2 protein-coding genes (1 of these 2 cut by a window edge) are annotated in these 23526 nt (G+C 66.8%); both read left to right on the top strand.

What is annotated here, in order from left to right; genetic code table 11:
- The first annotated feature begins 118 nt into the window (after positions 1-118).
- Positions 119-4786 (top strand): amino acid adenylation domain-containing protein, encoded by a 4668-nt coding sequence (locus OG584_RS05175; RefSeq protein ID WP_405775442.1) that lies wholly within the window; start codon positions 119-121, stop codon positions 4784-4786.
- On the top strand, positions 4783-23526 hold the 5' portion of the coding sequence (locus OG584_RS05170) for a non-ribosomal peptide synthase/polyketide synthase (protein WP_405775440.1). Its footprint extends 309 nt past the window's final position; 18744 of the gene's 19053 nt are visible here — the first part of the coding sequence; its start codon is at positions 4783-4785; the stop codon falls past the right edge of the window. Before OG584_RS05175 ends, OG584_RS05170 begins: the two co-directional genes overlap by 4 nt.

Genomic DNA, 23526 nt, shown 5'->3' with positions numbered 1-23526 from the left:
ATATGACCTGCCATGTCAACGAGGCGAGTCAAACAAGGGTTTTTCTGCAGGTGCCGGCGTTGGGTGGGTCTGAAGAGGCCAATTCAGCATCCAACAGTCTGCTGGAGAGACGAAGCACATGATGGGAACCGAAGTGACCGAAGCCTCGAGGGCTTCCCTGCCCCTGCTCGCTGCGCAGATGGGCGTGTGGGTGGCTCAGAAGCTGGAACCGGCAAGCCTCATGTTCAATGTCAATCAATACGCTGACATTGATGGCTCCATGGACGTGGACGTTTTCGAATGTGCGCTTCGCCGTGTGCTGGCCGAGACTGAGGCGCTGCGGATCAAGATCGTGGAGCAGAAGGGCGAGGTCGGACAGGAAGTAACCTCGGGTTCCGACTGGACTCTGACTTACCTCGACCTCGCCAGCGAAGCGGATCCTGTCGGGAAGGCGAAGCAGTGGATGCGCGCCGAAATGACGCTTCCCTTTGATCTGACCACTGGACCGCTGTTCACATGGGCCTTGCTCAAGATCTCAGACCGCCGATACTTCTGGTATCAGCGCTGCCACCACATTGTGATGGACGGCTACAGCTGTGGACTGGTGGCCCAGCGGGTAGCTGAGGTCTACACCGCGCTGACCCGATCCGAACCCTGCCGGGAGACCAGGTTCAAGTCGATCACCCGGTTGCTGGACGAGGAGCGCGAGTATCGCAGTTCGCCGCAACTTGAGCACGATCGAGCTTTCTGGTCCCGCCAACCCGCAGCCGACGCTGCGCCGCTCCTGCTCGCTGGCCGCTCCGCAGCGCCCGCTGGCGTCCCCCTCCGGGAAACGGCATGCTTGGCCAAGGAGACCGTCACCGACATCTGCACCACCGCTGGACTTGGCCAATCGGCTTGGCCCGGTGCTGTGCTGGCCCTCAGCGGTGCCTACTTCGCCCGGCTCACCGGCCAAGACGCCGTCACGCTGGAGGTGCCGGTGACTTCCCGGGCGACCGCGGTTCAGCGATACACCCCGGGTATGCTGTCCAACATTTTGCCCCTGACCGTTCGGGTGCGCCCTGAAGCCGGCATCGCCGAGGTATTGGCTGACGTCTCCAGCTCGGTTCGCGGCCTGCTGCAGCGACAGCGTTACCGGCAGGAGGATCTGCACAGCGACCTTGGCCGTGCCGGATGGCAGCGCACGTTCGGGCCGACGATCAACATCATGTCATTCAACTATGAGCTCGACTTCGCCGGACAGCACGCGGTTGCGCACGCCCTGACCAACGGCCCGGTCGGGGACCTGGCGATCACGATCACCCAGGACGCCGACCCTCACATGTTGCGCGTCGATTTCGACGCCAACCCCGCCTTGTACACGCGCGAGGAGCTCGCCGCACACCTGGCCCGGTTCCAGCGGTTTGTCGAGGCGGTGCGGGTGGACCCGGACCGGCCGGTGGGCCGGGTTGAGGTTCTGGACGAGGCCGAGCGGCAGTTGGTGCTCGAGCGGTGGAACGACACGGGCCGTGGGGTTCCTGATGGTGTGCTGCCGGTTCTGTTCGAGGAGCGGGTGGCGCGGTCGCCGGAGGCGACTGCGGTGGTGTTCGAGGGTGTGGAGCTGTCGTACGGCGAGCTGAACGCGCGGGCGAACCGGCTTGCGCGGCTGCTGGTGGAACAGGGTGCGGGTCCGGAGCGGTTTGTGGCGGTGGCGTTGCCGCGGTCGCTGGACCTGGTCGTCGCACTGCTGGCAGTGCTCAAGTCGGGGGCGGCGTATGTGCCCGTCGACCCGGACTATCCGGCGGACCGGATCGCGTTCATGCTGAAGGACGCCGCCCCCGCTCTGGTGCTGACCACCAGGGGGGCCAGGATCGAGACGGCGGAACCGGTCCTGCTGCTCGACGAGCCGGGGACCGCCGCGGCCCTGACGGTCCATTCGGACACCGATGTGACGGACACGGACCGGATGGCCGCGCTCACCGCCCGGCACCCGGCGTATGTCATCTACACCTCCGGTTCCACCGGCGCCCCCAAGGGCGTCGTCGTCACCCACGCCGGCCTCGCCAACCAGCTCTGCTGGCTCGCCGCGGAGACCGGGCTGACCTCACGGGACGTGGTGCTCGCCCGCACCTCGGTCAGCTTCGACGCGGCCGGCGGTGAGCTGTGGGCGCCGTTGATCTCCGGGGCGGCCGTGGCCATGGCGTCGGCCGAGGTGACCCGCGACCCCGAGCAGCTGCTCGCGTTCATCGGGCACCGCGGCGTCACGGTGGCTCAGTTCGTGCCGTCCCTGCTGGCCGCGATGCCGCTGGACGAGCGGGGCCGGGGCATCCGGGTGCTCCTCTCGGGCGGTGAGGCGCTTCCAGCGACGCTGGCCAGGGAAGCCGCCGCGGCCTGGGACGCGAGCGTGATCAATGTGTACGGTCCGACCGAGGCCACCATCCAGGCGACAGCTGGCCGGCTGGACGGCCTTGGCGGTGACGCCGGCACCGTCCCGATCGGCCGTCCGGTCTGGAACACCCGGGTCTATGTCCTCGACGGATTGCTCCGTCCGGTGCCGGGCGGCGTTGCCGGTGAGGTCTACATTGCGGGCGGCCAGCTCGCCCGCGGTTACCTCAACCGCCCCGCCCTGACCGCCGAGCGCTTTGTCGCCGACCCCTTCGGACCGGCCGGCGGCCGGCTCTACCGGACCGGCGACGTGGCGCGCCGCACGGCGGCCGGGGAGCTGGAGTACGTCGGTCGTGCGGACGACCAGGTGAAGGTGCGTGGTTTCCGGATCGAGCTGGGTGAGATCGAGTCGGTCCTGATGGGTCATCCGCGGGTGGGCCAGGCCGCGGTCGTGGTGCGTGAGGACCGGCAGGGTGACAAGCGCCTGGTCGGATACGCGGTTGCCATGGCCGATGCCGGTGCGCTGGACGTTCAGGGACTGCGGTCCTACGTCGCGGAGCTGCTGCCGGAGTACATGGTTCCGTCTGCGGTCGTGGTGCTGGACGGGCTGCCGGTGACGCCGAACGGGAAGCTGGACCGCAAGGCTTTGCCAGCGCCGGAGTTCACCGCTGTCGGGGAGGGCCGTGCTCCGCGGACGGTGCAGGAGGAGGTCCTGTGCCAGGTGTTCGCGGAGGTCCTCGGGGTCGAGCGGGTCGGTATCGACGACAACTTCTTCGAGCTGGGCGGCGACAGCATCCTGGCGCTCCAGGTGGTGAGCCGAGCACAGCAAGTCGGTCTGGGCATTACGCCAAAAGACGTCTTCCAGCTGAGAAGCGTTCACGGTCTGGCATCCGTAGTGACCGTCCTCACCGATGAGGTCTCGGAAGACCCGGACGCAGGGATTGGCGAGCTGCCGCCCACACCCATGATGCGTTGGCTGTTCGACAGGAACGGACCGATTGACCACTTCCACCAGGCGATGGTGGTGCGGACCCCGGCAGGTCTCACAGCTGGTGACGTGCGAACCGGGTTGGGTACCGTCGTGGAGCACCATGACATGCTGCGGCTGCGCACCGTGCACGGAGCGACTGATGCAGCGCCGACGCTCGAAGTACAGCAGCGCGGCGCGGTCGATTCCGGCGCCCGAGTTTCCCGGATCGATATCTGCGGGCTGTCGGAAGAAGAAGTACAAGAGCTGACTCGTGCCGAGATCGGCCCGGCCGCAGAGCGGTTGGCCCTCGACGCCGGCGTCGCGTTCACGGTCACCTGGTTCGATGCCGGACCAACCGAGCGTGGCCGACTCCTATGGGTCATTCACCACCTGGCCGTCGACGGAGTTTCCTGGCGGATCCTGGCGTCGGACCTGGCGGCCGCGTGTGCCGCGGCCGCAACCGGTGTGACACCCTCGCTGACCCGCTCGGGTACGTCCTTCCGTACCTGGGCGGCGCAGTTGCAGCAGCTTGCCGTGGACCCGGGATGCACGGCCAACCTTCCCACCTGGACCGCGGCCCTCGAGGCCGGTGACCAGAGCCTGGGGCCGGTTGCGCTCGACCCCGCTCGGGACACTGAGTCGACACTTCGAAGCATCACGCTTTCTCTGCCGGAGGCACAGACCGCTGCCCTTCTGACGACAGTACCGTCGGCCTTCCATGCCACCGTTCAAGACGGGCTCCTGGCCGCACTGGCCCTCGCGGTGGCGGACTGGCGTCGGCGCTGCGACTTCGGCCGGAGCACGGCTGTGCTGCTGGACGTGGAAGGACACGGCCGCGAGGGCCTGGCCGAGCCGGTCGACTTGTCCGGAACCGTGGGGTGGTTCACCAGCCTTTATCCCATGCTGTTGGACCCTGGCGAGGTCGACTGGCCAGACATCTGGGCCGGCGGGGAGGACCTGGGACGCGCCTTCAAGCGCATCAAAGAACAGGTACGCGAATTCTCCGCGAACGGCACCGAATTCGGCCTGCTGCGATATCTCAACACAGAGACCGGTGCCGAGCTGTCCGCCCTGCCGAAGCCCCAGATCGGCTTCAACTACCTGGGACGGTTCGACGTCTCCTCCGCTCCAGACAGTCGTGACTGGGCGGCAGTACCGGAGCTCGGACTTGTCGGCGGCGGTGACGCCTCGATGGCTGTGGCCCACGCGATCGAGATCAACGCCGTCACCGAGAATCATGCCGACGGCGCACGCCTTACGGTCCGCTGGACCTGGCCGCATTCCCTGTTCCCAGACGCGACCGTGCGCGACCTGGCCGAAACCTGGTTCCGAATTCTGGACGCGCTTGCCGCGCACGGGTATCGCCCCGACGCGGGCGGCCACACGCCGTCCGACCTTTCCCTGGTGGATCTGAGCCAGGGCGAAATCGACGCTTTCGAAAGTGAACTTGACTCTGAGTGGGGGACCTGGTGACTGGCCGGCCGCGTATCCAAGACATTCTGCCTCTGACGCCGTTCCAGGAGGGCCTGCTCTTCCACTCTCTCTTCGACCTCACCGACACGGACGTGTACACGGCCCAGTGGGCGTTTGACCTGAGAGGCGCACTGGACACCGCTACCCTGCGGGCTGCGGCCGAGACGGTGCTCCGGCGGCACCCGAACCTGCGAGCCTCGTTCCGGCAGAGGAAGACGGGCGAACCCGTCCAGGTGATCCCGACCGAGGTGCCGCTCCCATGGCGGGAGATCGACCTCAGCTCACAGGACCGGGAACAGGCGGAGCGTGAAGCGGCCCAGCTGCTGATCGAGGACCGTGTGAGCCGCTTCGACCTGGCCCGGCCGCCCTTGATCCGGTTCATCCTGATCCGGATCGCACCGGACCTGACCCGCCTGGTCTTGAGCAACCATCACCTCATCCTCGACGGATGGTCGATGCCGCTGTTCATGCGAGAGCTCTTCACGCTGTACATGAACCGGTGCGACGAATCCGCTCTTCCCTACGCGGCGCCGTATCGCGACTTTCTGTCCTACCTCGCGCATCAGGATGACGAGGCCGGGCGCAAGGCTTGGAGCGCGGAACTCGCCAACTTGGACGGAGCGACGCTGGTGGCCCCGGGCGAGACCCGCCAAGCCTCAATGATGCCCGAGCGAATCCCGGTCGAATTGTCGGCTGAGGAGACTGCTGCCCTGAACCAGCAGATACGCACCTGCGGCCTGACCTTGAACACCGCGATCCAAGGTGCCTGGGGAAACATCCTCAGCCGGCTGACCGGACGCGACGACATCACCTTCGGCGCCACGGTTTCCGGCCGTTCCCCGGAACTGACCGGCTCCGCCTCGATGATCGGCATGTTGATCAACACGGTCCCGGTACGCATGCAGATCGTACCCTCCGAGTCACTCCGGAACGGGCTGCAGCACCTGCAGGAAAGCCAGTCGCAGCTGATCCAGCACCACCACCTCGGCCTGTCTGAACTGCACCGCATGGCCGGGGTGAACGAGCTGTTCGACACCTGCATCGTCTTCGAGAATTACCCTGTGGACCCGCAATCCCTCGACTTGACCAGCGTCGGGCTGCAGGTGGTGTCAATTGACGTCAAGGATGCCGCACATTATCCGCTTCGGCTGGTCGTAGCTCCCGGAGAACGCCTCCGGCTGTGGCTGGACTACCGCCCCGACCTGTTCGACCAGGCGAGCGCCGAGCGGATCATGCACTGGCTGCTGCGCCTGATCGAGGCGGTGCGGGTGGATCCGGACCGGCTGGTGGGCCGGGTTGAGGTTCTGGACGAGGCCGAGCGGCAGTTGGTGCTCGAGCGGTGGAACGACACGGGCCGTGAGGTTCCTGATGGTGTGCTGCCGGTTCTGTTCGAGGAGCGGGTGGCGCGGTCGCCGGAGGCGACTGCGGTGGTGTTCGAGGGTGTGGAGCTGTCGTACGGCGAGCTGAACGCGCGGGCGAACCGGCTCGCGCGGCTGCTGGTGGAAAGGGGTGCGGGTCCGGAGCGGTTTGTGGCGGTGGCGTTGCCGCGGTCGCTGGACCTGGTCGTCGCACTGCTGGCGGTGCTCAAGTCGGGGGCGGCGTATGTGCCCGTCGACCCGGACTATCCCGCGGACCGGATCGCGTTCATGCTGAAGGACGCCGCCCCGATGTGCGTGATCACTGCCGAGGAAAGCCGGATCGAGCTGCCGGCCGGCACCGTCCCGCTCGTCCTCGACGCTCCGACGGTAGCGGACCGGAAGGCCGCTCTCAGCCCCGAGAACCTTTCCGATGCTGATCGGCTTGCTCCGCTGGAGGCGTCGACTCCGGCGTATGTGATTTACACGTCGGGTTCGACGGGTCGGCCCAAGGGTGTGGTGGTCGAGCACCGGGGGATCGTGAACCGGTTGTTGTGGATGCAGGACCGGTTTGCTCTGACGGCTGATGACCGGGTGTTGCAGAAGACGCCGTCGGGATTCGACGTGTCGGTGTGGGAGTTCTTCTGGCCGCTGATCGCGGGTGCGGGGCTGGTGGTGGCGCGGCCCGGTGGTCACCGGGATCCGGCGTATCTGGCGTCGCTGATCGTGCAGGAGCGGGTCACGACGGTGCACTTCGTGCCGTCGATGCTACAGGTGTTCTTGCAGGAGCCCGCGGCCGGGCAGTGCGGTGGGCTGCGGCGCGTGGTATGCAGCGGTGAGGCACTGCCGCCCGAGGTGGTCGATCGCTTCCACCAGGTGCTGGATGTGCCGCTGTTCAACCTTTACGGCCCGACGGAAGCGTCGGTGGACGTCTCCTGGTGGCAGTGCCGGACCCCGGCCGGCACGAGCGTGCCGATCGGGCGGCCGGTGTGGAACACGCAGCTGTACGTCCTGGACGCCGGCCTGTCCCCGGTGCCGGTGGGCGTGGCGGGCGAGTTGTACATCGCCGGTGTCCAGCTGGCCCGCGGCTACCACCACCGGCCCGGCCTGACCGCCGAACGCTTCGTCGCCGACCCCTTCGGGACTCCGGGCTCGCGCATGTACCGCACCGGAGACCTGGTCCGGTGGAACGCGGCCGGGGAGATCGAGTACCTCGGTCGCATCGACGATCAGGTCAAGGTGCGGGGCTTCCGCATCGAGCTGGGCGAGATCGAGTCCGTCCTCGCTGGGCACTCGGACGTCGCCCATGCCGTGGTGATCGTCCGCGAGGACCGGCCCGGTGACAAGCGGCTCGTCGGGTACGCCGTCCCCACCGCCGGTGCAGCACTCGACCCGCAAGCCCTGCGGGCGCATGCGGCGAAGGCGGTACCGGACTATATGGTCCCCTCCGCAGTTCTTGTTCTTGACGCACTGCCGTTGACGCCGAACGGGAAGTTGGACCGGCGGGCCCTGCCCGCACCCGAATTCACCGCCGACGGCATGGGCCGTGCACCGCGTACCCCGCAGGAGAAGCAGCTGTGTGAGCTGTTTGCGGAGGTGCTTGGGGTTGAAGAGGTCAGTATCGATGACAACTTCTTTGAGTTGGGTGGGCATTCGCTGCTGGCGACTCGTTTGGTGAGTCGTGTCCGGTCGGTGTTGGGTGTCGAGTTGGGCATTCGTGTGTTGTTCGAGGCTCCGTCGGTGGTGGGGTTGGCGGAGCGGCTTGCTGGTGCTGGTGCGGGGCGTGCGGTGTTGCGGGCGGTGGAGCGTCCGGAGTGGGTGCCGGTGTCGTTCGCTCAGCGGCGGTTGTGGTTTTTGAGCCGGTTGGAGGGGCCGAGCGCGACGTACAACATCCCGTTGGTCGTGGGGTTGCGGGGTGAGGTGGATGTTGACGCGTTGGATGCGGCGTTCAGCGACGTGGTTGGTCGGCATGAGAGTCTGCGGACGGTGTTCGTGGAGGTGGATGGTCAGCCGTTCCAGCGGGTGCTGAGTGTGGAGGAGGCTGCGCCGGCGTTGGTGGTGCGGGAGAGCGATCGTGGGGGAGTCTGGGCTGACGTCGCGGGCGTCTCGGCGTATGCGTTTGATCTGGAGTCGGAGATTCCGGTGCGGGCCTGGGCCTTCCGCGTGGCCGTGGGTGAGTGGGTGTTGGTCGCGGTGGTGCATCACATCGCGGGTGATGGGTGGTCGTTGGGTCCGTTGGCGCGGGATCTGGCGTCGGCGTACGGGGCGCGGTGTGTGGGTGCGGTTCCGCAGTGGGTGCCGTTGCCGGTGCAGTACGCGGATTACACCTTGTGGCAGCGGGAGTTGCTGGGTGATGAGGACGACCCGGAGAGTACGGGCGCGGAGCAGGTGGAGTTTTGGCGGGGTGAGCTCGCCGCGGTCCCTGAGGAGTTGGCGCTGCCGTACGATCGGTCGCGTCCGTTGGTGGCTTCGCACCAGGGTGATGTCGTCGAGTTTGAGTTCGATGCGGCGGTGCACCGGAACGTGGTGAGTCTTGCGCGTGAGCGTGGGGCGAGTGTGTTCATGGTGGTTCAGGCCGCGGTGTCGGGTCTGCTGTCGCGGCTGGGGGCGGGCACGGACATTCCGGTTGGTTCTCCGGTGGCGGGTCGTCTGGATGAGGCGCTGGATGATCTGGTCGGGTTCTTCGTGAACACGTTGGTGTTGCGGGCGGATGTGTCGGGTGATCCGTCGTTCGCGGAGTTGGTGGAGCGGGTTCGGGAGACTGATCTCAGGGCTTTCGCGGCGCAGGATGTGCCGTTCGAGCGGTTGGTGGAGGTGTTGAATCCGGTTCGCTCGATGGGCCGGCACCCGTTGTTCCAGGTGGCGTTGGCGTTCCAGAACGCGCCGGTGTCGGATCTGGTGATGTCGGGTCTGGACGTAGAGGTCGTGCCGGTCGGGACGCAGGTGGCGAAGTTCGACCTCTCGTTCAATCTCGCCGAGGTGTTCAGCGAGGAGGGCGAACCGGCCGGGATTACGGGCGGCATCGAGTTCGCGACGGATCTGTTCGACCGGTCCACGATCGAGCGGATGGCGGGCTGGCTGGCGCGGTTCCTGGAGCAGGTCCTGGCGGACCCGGAGCAGCCGGTCAGCCGGGTACGCGTCCTCGATGACGCCGAACTGAGCTTGGTACTCCAGGATTGGAACGACACCGGTCGGGAGGTGTCCGGCGGCACGCTGCCTGAGCTGTTCGAGGAGCAAGTCGCGCGGACGCCGGACGCGACGGCGCTGGTCTTCGACGGCACCGAACTGTCGTACCGCGAGCTGAACGAACGCGTGAACCGTCTCGCCCATCTGCTGGTCGAACAGGGTGCCGGCCCGGAGCGCTTCGTCGCGGTGGCCGTGCCTCGGTCCCTCGACCTGGTTATCGCTCTGCTGGCGGTGCTGAAGACGGGCGCAGCATATGTGCCCATCGACCCGGACTACCCGGCTGACCGAATCGCCTACATCCTCGATGACGCCCGCCCCATGTGCGTGATCACGGTCGGGGACAGCGGGGTCGAGCTGCCGGCCGGCACCACCCGGATCCTGCTGGACGATTCCGGGACGGTGGCCCGGCTGGCCGTCCTGGGCCAGGAGAACCTCACCGATGGCGAGCGTCTGGGTTCGTTGGGTGCGGCGTGCCCAGCGTATGTGATCTTCACGTCGGGTTCGACGGGGTGGCCGAAGGGCGTGGTGGTTGAGCACCGGTCGGTGGCGAACCTGTTGGCCTGGGCCGGTCGCAGGTTCCGCTTCGCGGAGCTGTCCCGGGTCGTGGCCTCCACATCGCTGAACTTCGACGTCTCCGTCTTCGAGATCTTCGCCCCGCTGGTGGCCGGCGGCAGTATCGAGGTCGTACGGGACCTGCTGTCCCTGCCCGACCTCGAGCCCGACACACTGTCCGGGAGCCTGGTCAGCGGCGTGCCCTCGGCCTTCTCTCATCTGCTGGCCGGCACGTTGAGCGGTGCCCGTCCGCGTGCGGTGGCCCTGGCCGGTGAGGCGCTGGCCGCGCACACGGTACGTGACATCCGGGCGGCGATGCCCGGGGCCAGGGTCGCGAACATCTACGGTCCGACCGAAGCGACCGTCTACACCACCTATTGGCACACCGATGCCGACACCGGCATCGACACCACCCCGCCGATCGGCCGTCCGATCGACAACGTCTCCACCTACGTCCTCGACGCCGGACTGTGCCCGGTTCCGGTGGGCGTGGCCGGTGAGTTGTACATCGCTGGTGACGGTCTGGCGCGGGGGTATCTGAACCGTCCGGGGCTGACGGCGGAGCGCTTCGTTGCCGACCCCTTCGGGGCGCCCGGCTCGCGCATGTACCGCACCGGGGACCTGGTGCGGTGGAATGCGAGCGGGGAGATCGAGTACCTCGGTCGCATCGACGATCAGGTCAAGGTGCGGGGTTTCCGCATCGAGTTGGGCGAGGTCGAGTCTGTCCTGGCCACACACCCCGATGTCGCGCAGGTTGCGGTGGTCGTGCGGGAGGACCGGCCCGGCGACAAGCGGCTCGTCGGATACGCCGTCCCCACCGCCGGTGCAGCACTCGACCCGCAAGCCCTGCGGGCGCATGCGGCGAAGGCGGTGCCGGACTATATGGTGCCCTCGGCCGTGATGGTGCTGGATGCATTGCCGTTGACGGCGAACGGGAAGTTGGACCGGCGGGCTTTGCCCGCGCCCGAGTTTGCCGCCGATGGCATGGGTCGTGCTCCGCGCACGCCGCAGGAAGAGGTCCTGTGTCAGGTGTTTGCGGAGGTCCTGGGCGTTGAGGGGGTGTCCATCGATGACAACTTCTTTGAGTTGGGTGGGCATTCGCTGCTGGCGACTCGTTTGGTGAGTCGTGTCCGGTCGGTGTTGGGTGTGGAGTTGGGTATTCGTGTGTTGTTCGAGGCTCCGTCGGTGGTGGGGTTGGTGGAGCGGCTTGCTGGTGCTGGTGCGGGGCGTGTGGTGTTGCGGGCGGTGGAGCGTCCGGAGTGGGTGCCGGTGTCGTTCGCTCAGCGGCGGTTGTGGTTTTTGAGCCGGTTGGAGGGGCCGAGCGCGACGTACAACATCCCGTTGGTCGTGGGGTTGCGGGGTGAGGTGGATGTTGACGCGTTGGATGCGGCGTTCAGCGACGTGGTTGGTCGGCATGAGAGTCTGCGGACGGTGTTCGTGGAGGTGGATGGTCAGCCGTTCCAGCGGGTGCTGAGTGTGGAGGAGGCTGCGCCGGCGTTGGTGGTGCGGGAGAGCGATCGTGGGGGAGTCTGGGCTGACGTCGCGGGCGTCTCGGCGTATGCGTTTGATCTGGAGTCGGAGATTCCGGTGCGGGCCTGGGCCTTCCGCGTGGCTGTGGGTGAGTGGGTGTTGGTCGCGGTGGTGCATCACATCGCGGGTGATGGGTGGTCGTTGGGTCCGTTGGCGAGGGATCTGGCGTCGGCGTACGGGGCGCGGTGTGTGGGTGCGGTTCCGCAGTGGGAGCCGTTGCCGGTGCAGTACGCGGATTACACCTTGTGGCAGCGGGAGTTGCTGGGTGATGAGGGTGATGCGGAACAGGTGGAGTTCTGGCGGAGTGAGCTCGCTGGCGTTCCCGAGGAGCTGTCTCTGCCCTTTGATCGTCCGCGTCCGTTGGTGGCTTCGCATCAGGGTGATGTCGTCGAGTTTGAGTTCGATGCGGCGGTGCACCGGAACGTGGTGAGCCTTGCGCGTGAGCGTGGGGCGAGTGTGTTCATGGTGGTTCAGGCCGCGGTGTCGGGTCTGCTGTCCCGACTGGGAGCGGGCACGGACATTCCGATCGGTTCTCCGGTGGCGGGTCGTCTGGATGAGGCGCTGGATGATCTGGTCGGGTTCTTCGTGAACACGTTGGTGTTGCGGGCGGATGTGTCGGGTGATCCGTCGTTCGCGGAGCTGGTCGCAAGAGTCCGGGAGACCGATCTCAGGGCTTTCGGCGCGCAGGATGTGCCGTTCGAGCGGTTGGTGGAGGTGTTGAATCCGGTTCGCTCGATGGGCCGGCACCCGCTGTTCCAGGTGGCGTTGGCGTTCCAGAACGCGCCGGTGTCGGATCTGGTGATGTCGGGTCTGGACGTAGAGGTCGTGCCGGTCGGGACGCAGGTGGCGAAGTTCGACCTCTCGTTCAATCTCGCCGAGGTGTTCAGCGAGGAGGGCGAACCGGCCGGGATTACGGGCGGCATCGAGTTCGCGACGGATCTGTTCGACCGGTCCACGATCGAGCGGATGGCGGGCTGGCTGGCGCGGTTCCTGGAGCAGGTCCTGGCGAACCCGGAGCAGCCGGTCAGCCGGGCACGCGTCCTGGACGACGCCGAACTGGGTCGGGTCCTCACGGACTGGAACGACACCGCTGCCGTGGTGCCTGACCGTACGTTGCCCGAGTTGTTCGAGGAGCAGGTCGCACGTACTCCGGATGCCACCGCAGTGGTCTTCGAAGGCGCCGAGTTGTCGTATCGCTCGTTGAATGAGCAGGCAGATCGCCTGGCCCGGTTGTTGCTCGAGCGGGGTGCGGGGCCGGAGCGATTCGTGGCGGTCGCGCTGCCACGGTCGGCGGAACTCGTGGTGGCATTGCTTGCGGTGCTGAAGACGGGTGCGGCGTACGTGCCTGTCGACCCCGACTATCCGGCCGACCGCATCGCCTACATCCTCGAAGATGCCGCCCCGATGTGTGTGGTCACGAAGGAGATGCTGGCCGAGAGCGCGCAGGCCGTCGTCGATGAATACGATCTGTCGGTTGTCGTGGATCCGGGTTCGCCTGCGTATGTGATTTATACGTCGGGTTCGACGGGCCGGCCCAAGGGTGTGGTGGTCGAGCACCGGGGCATCGTGAACCGGTTGTTGTGGATGCAGGACCGGTTTCCCCTGGCGGCTGATGACCGGGTGCTGCAGAAGACGCCGTCGGGGTTCGACGTGTCGGTATGGGAGTTCTTCTGGCCGCTGCTGACCGGCGCCGGATTGGTCGTGGCCCGGCCCGGTGGGCATCGGGATCCCGAATACCTGGCGTCGCTGATCACACAGGAGCGGGTGACGACGGTGCACTTCGTGCCGTCCATGCTCCAGGTCTTCCTCCAGGAGCCTGCTGCGGCGCGGTGCCGCGGTGTGGTTCGACGGGTGGTGTGCAGCGGTGAGGCGCTGCCGCCGGAGGCGGTCGACCGGTTCCGGCAGGTGCTGGATGTCCCGTTGTTCAATCTTTACGGGCCGACCGAGGCGTCGATCGACGTGTCATGGTGGAAGTGCTCGGCGCCGGCGGGTACGACCGTGCCGATCGGGCGGCCGGTGTGGAACACGAAGCTGTACGTCCTCGACGAGGGTCTCTCTCCCATACCCGTCGGCGTGGCAGGCGAGTTGTACATCGCCGGTGTCCAGCTGGCCCGCGGCTACCACCAGCGGCCCGGTCTGACGGCGGAGCGCTTTGTCGCCGACCCCTTCGGGGCGCCCGGCACGCGGATGTACCGGACCGGGGACCTCGTCCGCTGGAACACCGACGGTGAGATCGAATACCTCGGCCGTACCGACGATCAGGTCAAGATCCGAGGCTTCCGCATCGAACTCGGCGAGATCGAAACCGTCCTCGCCACACACCCCGACGTCACCCAGGCCACCGTCATCGTCCGCGATGAGCGCCTTGTAGGGTACGTCGTCCTGGCCGACGGCGTGGTGCTCGACCCGCAGGTTCTGCGTGCCCATGTGGCCGCTGCGGTCCCCGAGTACATGGTTCCCTCAGCGATCCTCAACCTCGATGCGCTGCCGTTGACGGCGAACGGGAAGTTGGACCGGCGGGCTTTGCCCGCGCCCGAGTTTGCCGCCGACGGCATGGGTCGTGCTCCGCGCACGCCGCAGGAAGAGGTCCTGTGTCAGGTGTTTGCGGAGGTCCTGGGCGTTGAGCGGGTGTCCATCGATGACAACTTCTTTGAGTTGGGTGGGCATTCGCTGCTGGCGACTCGTTTGGTGAGTCGTGTCCGGGCGGTGTTGGGTGTCGAGTTGGGCATTCGTGTGTTGTTCGAGGCTCCGTCGGTGGTGGGGTTGGCGGAGCGGCTTGCTGGTGCTGGTGCGGGGCGTGCGGTGTTGCGGGCGGTGGAGCGTCCGGAGTGGGTGCCGGTGTCGTTCGCTCAGCGGCGGTTGTGGTTTTTGAGCCGGTTGGAGGGGCCGAGCGCGACGTACAACATCCCGTTGGTCGTGGGGTTGCGGGGTGAGGTGGATGTTGACGCGTTGGATGCGGCGTTCAGCGACGTGGTTGGTCGGCATGAGAGTCTGCGGACGGTGTTCGTGGAGGTGGATGGTCAGCCGTTCCAGCGGGTGCTGAGCGTGGAGGAGGCTGCGCCGGCGTTGGTGGTGCGGGAGAGCGATCGTGGGGGAGTCTGGGCTGACGTCGCGGGCGTCTCGGCGTATGCGTTTGATCTGGAGTCGGAGATCCCGGTGCGGGCCTGGGCCTTCCGCGTGGCCGTGGGTGAGTGGGTGTTGGTCGCGGTGGTGCATCACATCGCGGGTGATGGGTGGTCGTTGGGGCCGTTGGCGCGGGATCTGGCGTCGGCGTACGGGGCGCGGTGTGCGGGTGCGGTTCCGGAGTGGGAGCCGTTGCCGGTGCAGTACGCGGATTACACCTTGTGGCAGCGGGAGTTGCTGGGTGATGAGGGTGATGCGGAACAGGTGGAGTTCTGGCGGAGTGAACTCGCTGGCGTTCCCGAGGAGCTGTCTCTGCCCTTTGATCGTCCGCGTCCGATGGTGGCCTCGCATCAGGGTGATGTTGTCGAGGTGGCGCTCGGGGCGGGGCTGCACCGTCGTGTGGTGGGTCTTGCGCGTGAGCGTGGGGCGAGTGTGTTCATGGTGGTTCAGGCCGCGGTGTCGGGTCTGCTGTCCCGACTGGGAGCGGGCACGGACATTCCGGTTGGTTCTCCGGTGGCGGGTCGTCTGGATGAGGCGCTGGATGATCTGGTCGGGTTCTTCGTGAACACGTTGGTGTTGCGGGCGGATGTGTCGGGTGATCCGTCGTTCGCGGAGTTGGTGGAGCGGGTTCGGGAGACTGATCTCAGGGCTTTCGGCGCGCAGGATGTGCCGTTCGAGCGGTTGGTGGAGGTGTTGAATCCGGTTCGTTCGATGGGCCGACATCCGTTGTTCCAGGTGGAGTTGGCGTTCCAGAACGCGCCGGTGTCGGATCTGGTGATGTCGGGCCTGGACGTAGAGGTCGCGCCGGTCGGGACGCAGGTGGCGAAGTTCGACCTCTCGTTCAATCTCGCCGAGGTGTTCAGCGAGGAGGGCGAACCGGCCGGGATTACGGGCGGCATCGAGTTCGCGACGGATCTGTTCGACCGGTCCACGATCGAGCGGATGGCGGGCTGGCTGGCGCGGTTCCTGGAGCAGGTCCTGGCGGACCCGGAGCAGCCGGTCAGCCGGGTACGCGTCCTCGATGACGTCGAACTGAGCCTGGTACTCCAGGATTGGAACGACACCGGTCGGGAGGTGTCCGGCGGCACGCTGCCTGAGCTGTTCGAGGAGCAGGTGGTGCGGACGCCGGACGCGACGGCGGTGGTCTTCGACGGCGTCGAGGTGTCGTACCGCGAGCTGAGCGAACGGGCGAGTCGTTTGGCGCGCGTCCTGGCTGAGCGGGGTGCGGGTCCGGAGCGGTTCGTCGCCGTGGCCCTCCCTCGGTCGGCAGATCTGGTCGTCGCGCTGTTGGCAGTCCTGAAGACGGGTGCGGCGTACGTGCCTGTCGACCCGGACTATCCGGCCGACCGCATCGCGTACATCCTCGAAGATGCCGCTCCCATGTGCGTGGTCACTGTCGGCGACGGCGGAGTTGAGGTCCCCGACGGCACCGCCCGAGTTCTCCTCGACGAATACTCTGAGGCGGAGCTGCCGGTGTCCCTGGATCCGGGCACGCCGGCGTATGTGATCTATACGTCGGGTTCGACGGGTCGGCCGAAGGGTGTGGTGGTTGAGCATCGGTCGGTGGTCGACTACGTGTCCTGGGCGGTGGAGATGTATCCCGGGGTGCGTGGGAGCGCGTTGCTGCATTCGCCGGTGTCGTTCGATCTGACGGTGACGGTGTTGTTCGCGCCGCTGGTCAGTGGCGGCTGTGTGGTGGTGGCCGATCTGGAGGAGGATCCGGCGGTCGAAGAGGTTTTGGCGGCTGTGCCGTTGAGCTTCGCGAAGGTCACGCCGAGCCATGTCGCGTTGCTGGAGGCGTTGCCGGGTGTGTTTTCGCCGTCGGGTGATCTGGTGGTGGGTGGTGAGCAGTTGACGGGTGAGCAGTTGGAGCGGTGGCGGCGGGCCCATCCGACGGCCACTGTGGTCAATGAGTACGGCCCGACCGAGGCGACGGTGGGATGCGTCGCCTACCAGCTCGTGCCCGGTCAGCCGGCTCTGGCGGGTCCGGTGCCGATCGGCCGGCCTTCGTGGAACACCCGGGTGTATGTCCTCGATGGTGGTCTGTCGCCGGTTCCGGTGGGTGTGGTCGGGGAGTTGTATGTCGCGGGTGCTGGTCTGGCACGGGGTTACCTCAACCGTCCGGGGTTGACGGCGGAGCGCTTCGTTGCCGATCCCTTCGGGACTCCGGGCTCGCGGATGTATCGCACCGGGGACCTGGTGCGGTGGAATGCGAGCGGGGAAATCGATTATCTCGGTCGCATCGACGATCAGGTCAAGGTGCGGGGTTTCCGCATCGAGTTGGGCGAGGTCGAGTCCGTCCTGGCCACACACCCCGATGTCGCGCAGGTTGCGGTGGTCGTGCGGGAGGACCGGCCCGGTGACAAGCGGCTGGTCGGATACGTGGTCCCCGCGGCCGGTGCGGTAGTTGACCCGCAGGCGTTGCGTGGGCATGCGGCGAAGGCGGTGCCGGACTATATGGTGCCCTCGGCCGTGATGGTGCTGGATGCGCTGCCGTTGACGGCGAACGGGAAGTTGGACCGGCGGGCTTTGCCCGCGCCCGAGTTTGCCGCCGACGGCATGGGTCGTGCTCCGCGCACGCCGCAGGAAGAGGTCCTGTGTCAGGTGTTTGCGGAGGTCCTGGGCGTTGAGCGGGTGTCCATCGATGACAACTTCTTTGAGTTGGGTGGGCATTCGCTGCTGGCGGTGTCGTTGGTGGAGCGGTTGCGTGAGCGTGGGCTTGCGGTGCCGGTGCGGTCATTGTTCGTGACGCCGACGGTGGCGGGGCTCGCGTCTGGCCTGGAGACCGCGGACAAGAATCTGTTGATCCCCCCGAACGGGATCGTCGACGGCGTCGAAGTCATCACGCCGGAGATGGTGCCGTTGGCGGGGTTGTCGCAGGAGGAGATCGACAGGGTCGTAGCCCAAGTTCCGGGGGGTGTCGCGAATGTGGCGGATGTCTATCCGCTGGCTCCGCTGCAGGAGGGCATTCTTTTCCATCATCTGATGGGTGCGTCGTCGGGTGAGGACGCGTACGTCCTGCCGATGGTGCTCGGTTTTGATTCCCGGGCCCGGTTGGATGAGTTCGTCGCGGTGCTTCAGAAGGTGGTGGACCGGCACGACATCCTTCGTACGGCGGTGTTGTGGGAGGGGTTGCGTGAGCCGGTGCAGGTGGTGGCCCGGCATGCGCGGATCCCGGTCCGTGAGGTCGTGCTGGGGCATGACGGTGACGTGGTGGGCGGTCTGTTGGCGGCGTGCGGTTCGGTGATGGATGTCACCGTGGCGCCGTTGGTGCAGGTGGCGACGGCTGGGGTCCCCGGTTCGCTGCGGTGGGTGGTGTTGCTCCAGGTGCATCATCTGGTCCAGGACCACACGGCGGTGGATGTGCTGTTCGCGGAGGTCCAGGCGTTTTTGGAGGGTCGGGAGGCGGAGCTGCCGGTGCCGCTGCCGTTCCGGAACTTCGTCGCGCAGGCGAGGTTGGGCGTCCCGGTCGCCGAGCACGAGGCGTTCTTCGGGCGTTTGCTGGGTGATGTGAGTGAGCCGACCGCCCCCTTCGGTATCACGGATGTACGTGGCGACGGCACCGAGGTTACCGAGGCCCGCAAATCCCTCGACGCGGCCACTGCCACGGCTGTGCGTGAGGTGGCGCGGCGTCTGGGTGTGAGCGCGGCGACGGTGCTGCATGTGATGTTCGCGCGGGTGGTCGCGTCGGCCTCGGGCCGTGAGGACGTTGTCTTCGGAACGGTGTTGTTCGGGCGGATGCAGGCGGGTGCCGGTGCGGACCGGGTTCCCGGGTTGTTCATCAACACCCTGCCCGTGCGTCTCGATACCGGCCGTAGCGTTGCACTGGACGCGATCCGGTCGATGCAGGCCGATCTGGCCGAGTTGCTGGTGCACGAGCACGCTCCGCTGGCGTTGGCACAGCGGATGAGCGGTGTAGCTGCCGAGGCGCCGCTGTTCACCGCACTGTTCAATTACCGGCACAGTGTGGGTGCGGCGGACGCCGATATGGAAGTGGAGGGGATTGAAGTCCTCTTCGCTCAGGAGCGGACGAACTATCCGTTGACGGTGTCGGTGGACGACACCGGTGACGGGTTCGTCTTCACCGTCCAGTGCGTCGACCCGATCGACCCGGATCTGGTGCTGTCCCTGATGGATACTGCTACCGGCCGCTTGGTCCAGGCCCTGGAGCAGGCTCCCGACACCCCCGTACACACCCTGCCCGTCCTCAACGACACCGAGCAGAACCTCGTGCTCAGCCAGTGGAACGACACCGTCGCTGAGGTGCCGGGTGGCACGCTGGCCGAGTTGTTCGAGGAGCAGGTGGTGCGGACGCCGGATGCTACGGCGTTGGTCTTCGATGGCGAGGAGCTGTCGTACCGCGAGTTGAACGAGCGGGCGAATCGTCTGGCTCGGTTGCTGGTTGAGCGGGGTGCGGGGCCGGAGCGGTTTGTCGCGGTAGCCCTGGCGCGCTCCCTCGACCTGGTGGTCGCGTTGTTGGCGGTGGTGAAGTCGGGTGCGGCGTACGTGCCCATCGACCCCGACTACCCGGCCGACCGTATCGCCTACATCCTCGAAGACGCCGCCCCGATGTGTGTGATCACCGGTCTCGGGGCGGAAGACGTTCTGCCCGGAGACACTCCGCAGATCCTGGTGAACACGCCGATCCTTGACGCTTATTCGGCAGCTGACTTGTCGGATGTGGAGCGGACGGCGTCTCTGACTCCGGACACGCCTGCGTATGTGATCTATACGTCGGGGTCGACGGGTCGGCCGAAGGGTGTGGTGGTCCCGCAGGCGAATGTGGTGCGGTTGTTCTCCGCGACCGACGAGTGGTTCGGGTTCGGATCCGATGACGTGTGGACGCTGTTCCACTCGTATGCGTTCGACTTCTCGGTGTGGGAGTTGTGGGGGCCGCTGTTGCACGGTGGTCGCCTGGTGGTGGTGCCGTTCGAGGTGAGCCGCTCGGCGGGAGAGTTCCTCGATCTGCTGGCCCGCGAGGGTGTGACGGTGCTGAATCAGACGCCGTCTGCGTTCTATCAGTTGATGCAAGCCGACCGGGATGATTCGGCGACGGGTGATCGGCTTGCTCTGAGGTATGTGGTGTTCGGCGGTGAGGCGTTGGATCTGGGCCGGTTGGCGTCGTGGTATGAGCGGCGTGGTTCGGGTGGTCCGACGTTGGTGAACATGTACGGGATCACCGAGACCACGGTGCATGTCACCTACCTGCCGTTGGACCAGGACATGTGCCTGGCGGGTGGCGGTAGCAGGATCGGTGAAGGCATTCCTGATCTGCGGATGTATGTCCTGGATGCGGGGCTGTGCCCGGTTCCGCTCGGCGTCGCGGGTGAGTTGTATGTCGCGGGTGCTGGGGTGGCGCGGGGGTATCTGAACCGTCCGGGGCTGACGGCGGAGCGCTTCGTGGCCGATCCCTTCGGTGCTGCGGGCTCGCGGATGTATCGCACCGGAGATTTGGTCCGGTGGAACGCGTCTGGGGAGCTGGAGTATCTGGGCCGCATCGACGACCAGGTCAAGATCAGAGGCTTCCGTATCGAGTTGGGCGAGATCGAGTCGGTCCTCGCCTCGCACCCCGATGTCGCGCAGGTTGCGGTGGTCGTGCGGGAGGACCGGCCCGGTGACAAGCGGCTGGTCGGGTACGTTGTCTCCACCGCCGATCCGCAAGCCCTGCGGGCCCACGTGTCCGAAGCGGTGCCGGACTACATGGTCCCGTCGGCGATCGTCGCCATCGACGCCTTGCCGTTGACGGCGAACGGGAAGTTGGACCGGCGGGCGTTGCCGGCTCCGGAGTTCACCGTGAGCACGGAAGGTCGTGCACCGCGTACCCCGCAGGAGAGCATCCTGTGTGAGGTGTTCGTGCAGGTCCTGGGCGTTGAGGGGGTGTCCATCGATGACAACTTCTTTGAGTTGGGTGGGCATTCGCTGCTGGCGGTGTCGTTGGTGGAGCGGTTGCGTGAGCGTGGGCTTGCGGTGCCGGTGCGGTCATTGTTCGTGACGCCGACGGTGGCGGGGCTCGCGTCCGGCCTGGGAGCGGTGGACAGTGGTGCGTCCGTGGTGGTTCCGGCGAATGGAATCGTTGAGGGTGTTGAGGTGATCACGCCGGAGATGGTGCCGTTGGCGGGGTTGTCGCAGGAGGAGATCGACAGGGTCGTAGCCCAAGTTCCGGGGGGTGTCGCGAATGTGGCGGATGTCTATCCGCTGGCTCCGCTGCAGGAGGGCATTCTCTTCCATCATCTGATGGGTGCGTCGTCGGGTGAGGACGCGTATGTCCTGCCGATGGTGCTCGGTTTTGATTCACGGGCCCGGTTGGATGAGTTCGTCGCGGTGCTTCAGAAGGTGGTGGACCGGCACGACATTCTCCGTACGGCCGTGTTGTGGGAGGGGTTGCGTGAGCCGGTGCAGGTGGTGGCCCGGCATGCGCGGATCCCGGTCCGTGAGGTCGTGCTGGGGCATGACGGTGACGTGGTGGGCGGTCTGTTGGCGGCGTGCGGGTCGGTGATGGATGTCACCGTGGCGCCGTTGGTGCAGGTGGCGACGGCTGGGGTCCCCGGTTCGCTGCGGTGGGTGGTGTTGCTCCAGGTGCATCATCTGGTCCAGGACCACACGGCGGTGGATGTGCTGTTCGCGGAGGTCCAGGCGTTTTTGGAGGGTCGGGAGGCGGAGCTGCCGGTGCCGCTGCCGTTCCGGAACTTCGTCGCGCAGGCGAGGTTGGGCGTCCCGGTCGCCGAGCACGAGGCGTTCTTCGGGCGTTTGCTGGGTGATGTGAGTGAGCCGACCGCCCCCTTCGGTATCACCGATGTACGTGGCGACGGCACCGAGGTTACCGAGGCCCGCAAATCCCTCGACGCGGCCACTGCCACGGCTGTGCGTGAGGTGGCGCGGCGTCTGGGTGTGAGCGCGGCGACGGTGCTGCATGTGATGTTCGCGCGGGTGGTCGCGTCGGCCTCGGGCCGTGAGGACGTTGTCTTCGGAACGGTGTTGTTCGGGCGGATGCAGGCGGGTGCCGGTGCGGACCGGGTTCCCGGGTTGTTCATCAACACCCTGCCCGTGCGTCTCGATACCGGCCGTAGCGTTGCACTGGACGCGATCCGGTCGATGCAGGCCGATCTGGCCGAGTTGCTGGTGCACGAGCACGCTCCGCTGGCGTTGGCACAGCGGATGAGCGGTGTAGCTGCCGAGGCGCCGCTGTTCACCGCACTGTTCAATTACCGGCACAGTGTGGGTGCGGCGGACGCCGATATGGAAGTGGAGGGGATTGAAGTCCTCTTCGCTCAGGAGCGGACGAACTATCCGTTGACGGTGTCGGTGGACGACACCGGTGACGGGTTCGTCTTCACCGTCCAGTGCGTCGACCCGATCGACCCGGATCTGGTGCTGTCCCTGATGGATACTGCTACCGGCCGCTTGGTCCAGGCCCTGGAGCAGGCTCCCGACACCCCCGTACACACCCTGCCCGTCCTCAACGACACCGAGCAGAACCTCGTGCTCAGCCAGTGGAACGACACCGTCGCTGAGGTGCCGGGTGGCACGCTGGCCGAGTTGTTCGAGGAGCAGGTGGTGCGGACGCCGGATGCTACGGCGTTGGTCTTCGATGGCGAGGAGCTGTCGTACCGCGAGTTGAACGAGCGGGCGAATCGTCTGGCTCGGTTGCTGGTTGAGCGGGGTGCGGGGCCGGAGCGGTTTGTCGCGGTAGCCCTGGCGCGCTCCCTCGACCTGGTGGTCGCGTTGTTGGCGGTGGTGAAGTCGGGTGCGGCGTACGTGCCCATCGACCCCGACTACCCGGCCGACCGTATCGCCTACATCCTCGAAGACGCCGCCCCGATGTGTGTGATCACCGGTCTCGGGGCGGAAGACGTTCTGCCCGGAGACACTCCGCAGATCCTGGTGAACACCCCTACCCTCGCTGGACACTCCGGAGCCGACCTCTCCAAGGCGGTGGACCCGGGCACACCGGCGTATGCGATCTTCACGTCGGGGTCGACGGGCCGGCCGAAGGGTGTGGTCATCGAGCACAGGGCGCTGGTGAACTTCCTGTCTTCGATGCAGGAGCGCTTCGGCCTGGGTGCAGGTGACCGGCTGCTGGCGGTGACCACGGTCGCGTTCGACATCACGGGTCTGGAGCTGTACGTCCCGCTGCTGAACGGCGCTGCTGTGGTGCTGGCTTCTACGCAGGACGTACGCGATCCCCTTGCCCTGCGCTCTTTGATCTCCTCTGCGGGGGTGAGCGTGATGCAGGCGACGCCGAGCCTGTGGCACGCGGTGGTGGCCGATGCCGGCGAGGAGTTGGCCGGCGTGCGGGTGCTGGTCGGCGGTGAGGCGCTGCCGGGTGAACTGGCGCGCACCTTGGTGGCCAGAACGGCATCGGTGACGAACCTTTACGGTCCGACCGAGACCACGATCTGGTCCACGGTCGATGAAGTCCGCGGGGACGCCGGCGGGGTGTCCTCGATCGGCGCTCCAATCGCCAACACCCAGGTGTATGTCCTGGACTCGGGCCTGAGCCCGGCACCTGTGGGCGTGGCCGGTGAGCTGTACATCGCCGGTGCGGGTCTGGCGCGGGGGTATCTGAACCGTCCGGGTCTGACGGCGGAGCGCTTCGTGGCCGACCCCTTCGGCGCCCCCGGCTCACGCATGTACCGCACGGGAGACCTGGTGCGATGGAACACCAACGGGAAGATCGAGTACCTGGGCCGTATCGACGACCAGGTCAAGGTGCGGGGCTTCCGGATCGAGTTGGGCGAGATCGAATCCGTCCTGGCCGCCCACCCCGACATCGCCCAGGCCGCGGTTGTCGTGCGGGAGGACCACCCCGGTGACAAGCGGCTCGTCGGATACGCCGTCCCCACTGCCGAGGCGATACTCGACCCGCGAGCCCTGCGGGCGCATACGGCGAAAATGGTGCCGGGCTACATGGTCCCCTCCGCGGTCGTGGTCCTGGACGTGCTGCCACTGACACCGAACGGGAAGCTCAACCGGCGGGCCCTGCCCGCTCCCGAG

The organism is Streptomyces sp. NBC_00859, assembly GCF_045161865.1.
Lineage (GTDB): Bacteria > Actinomycetota > Actinomycetes > Streptomycetales > Streptomycetaceae > Streptomyces.
The sequence above is the reverse complement of the archived record's forward strand: the minus strand, read 5'-3'. Positions and strand labels throughout refer to the sequence as shown.

Excerpts from the sequence above, each read along its gene's own strand:
- OG584_RS05175 (WP_405775442.1), top strand. The coding sequence starts at position 119 with ATGATGGGAACCGAAGTGACCGAAGCCTCGAGGGCTTCCCTGCCCCTG.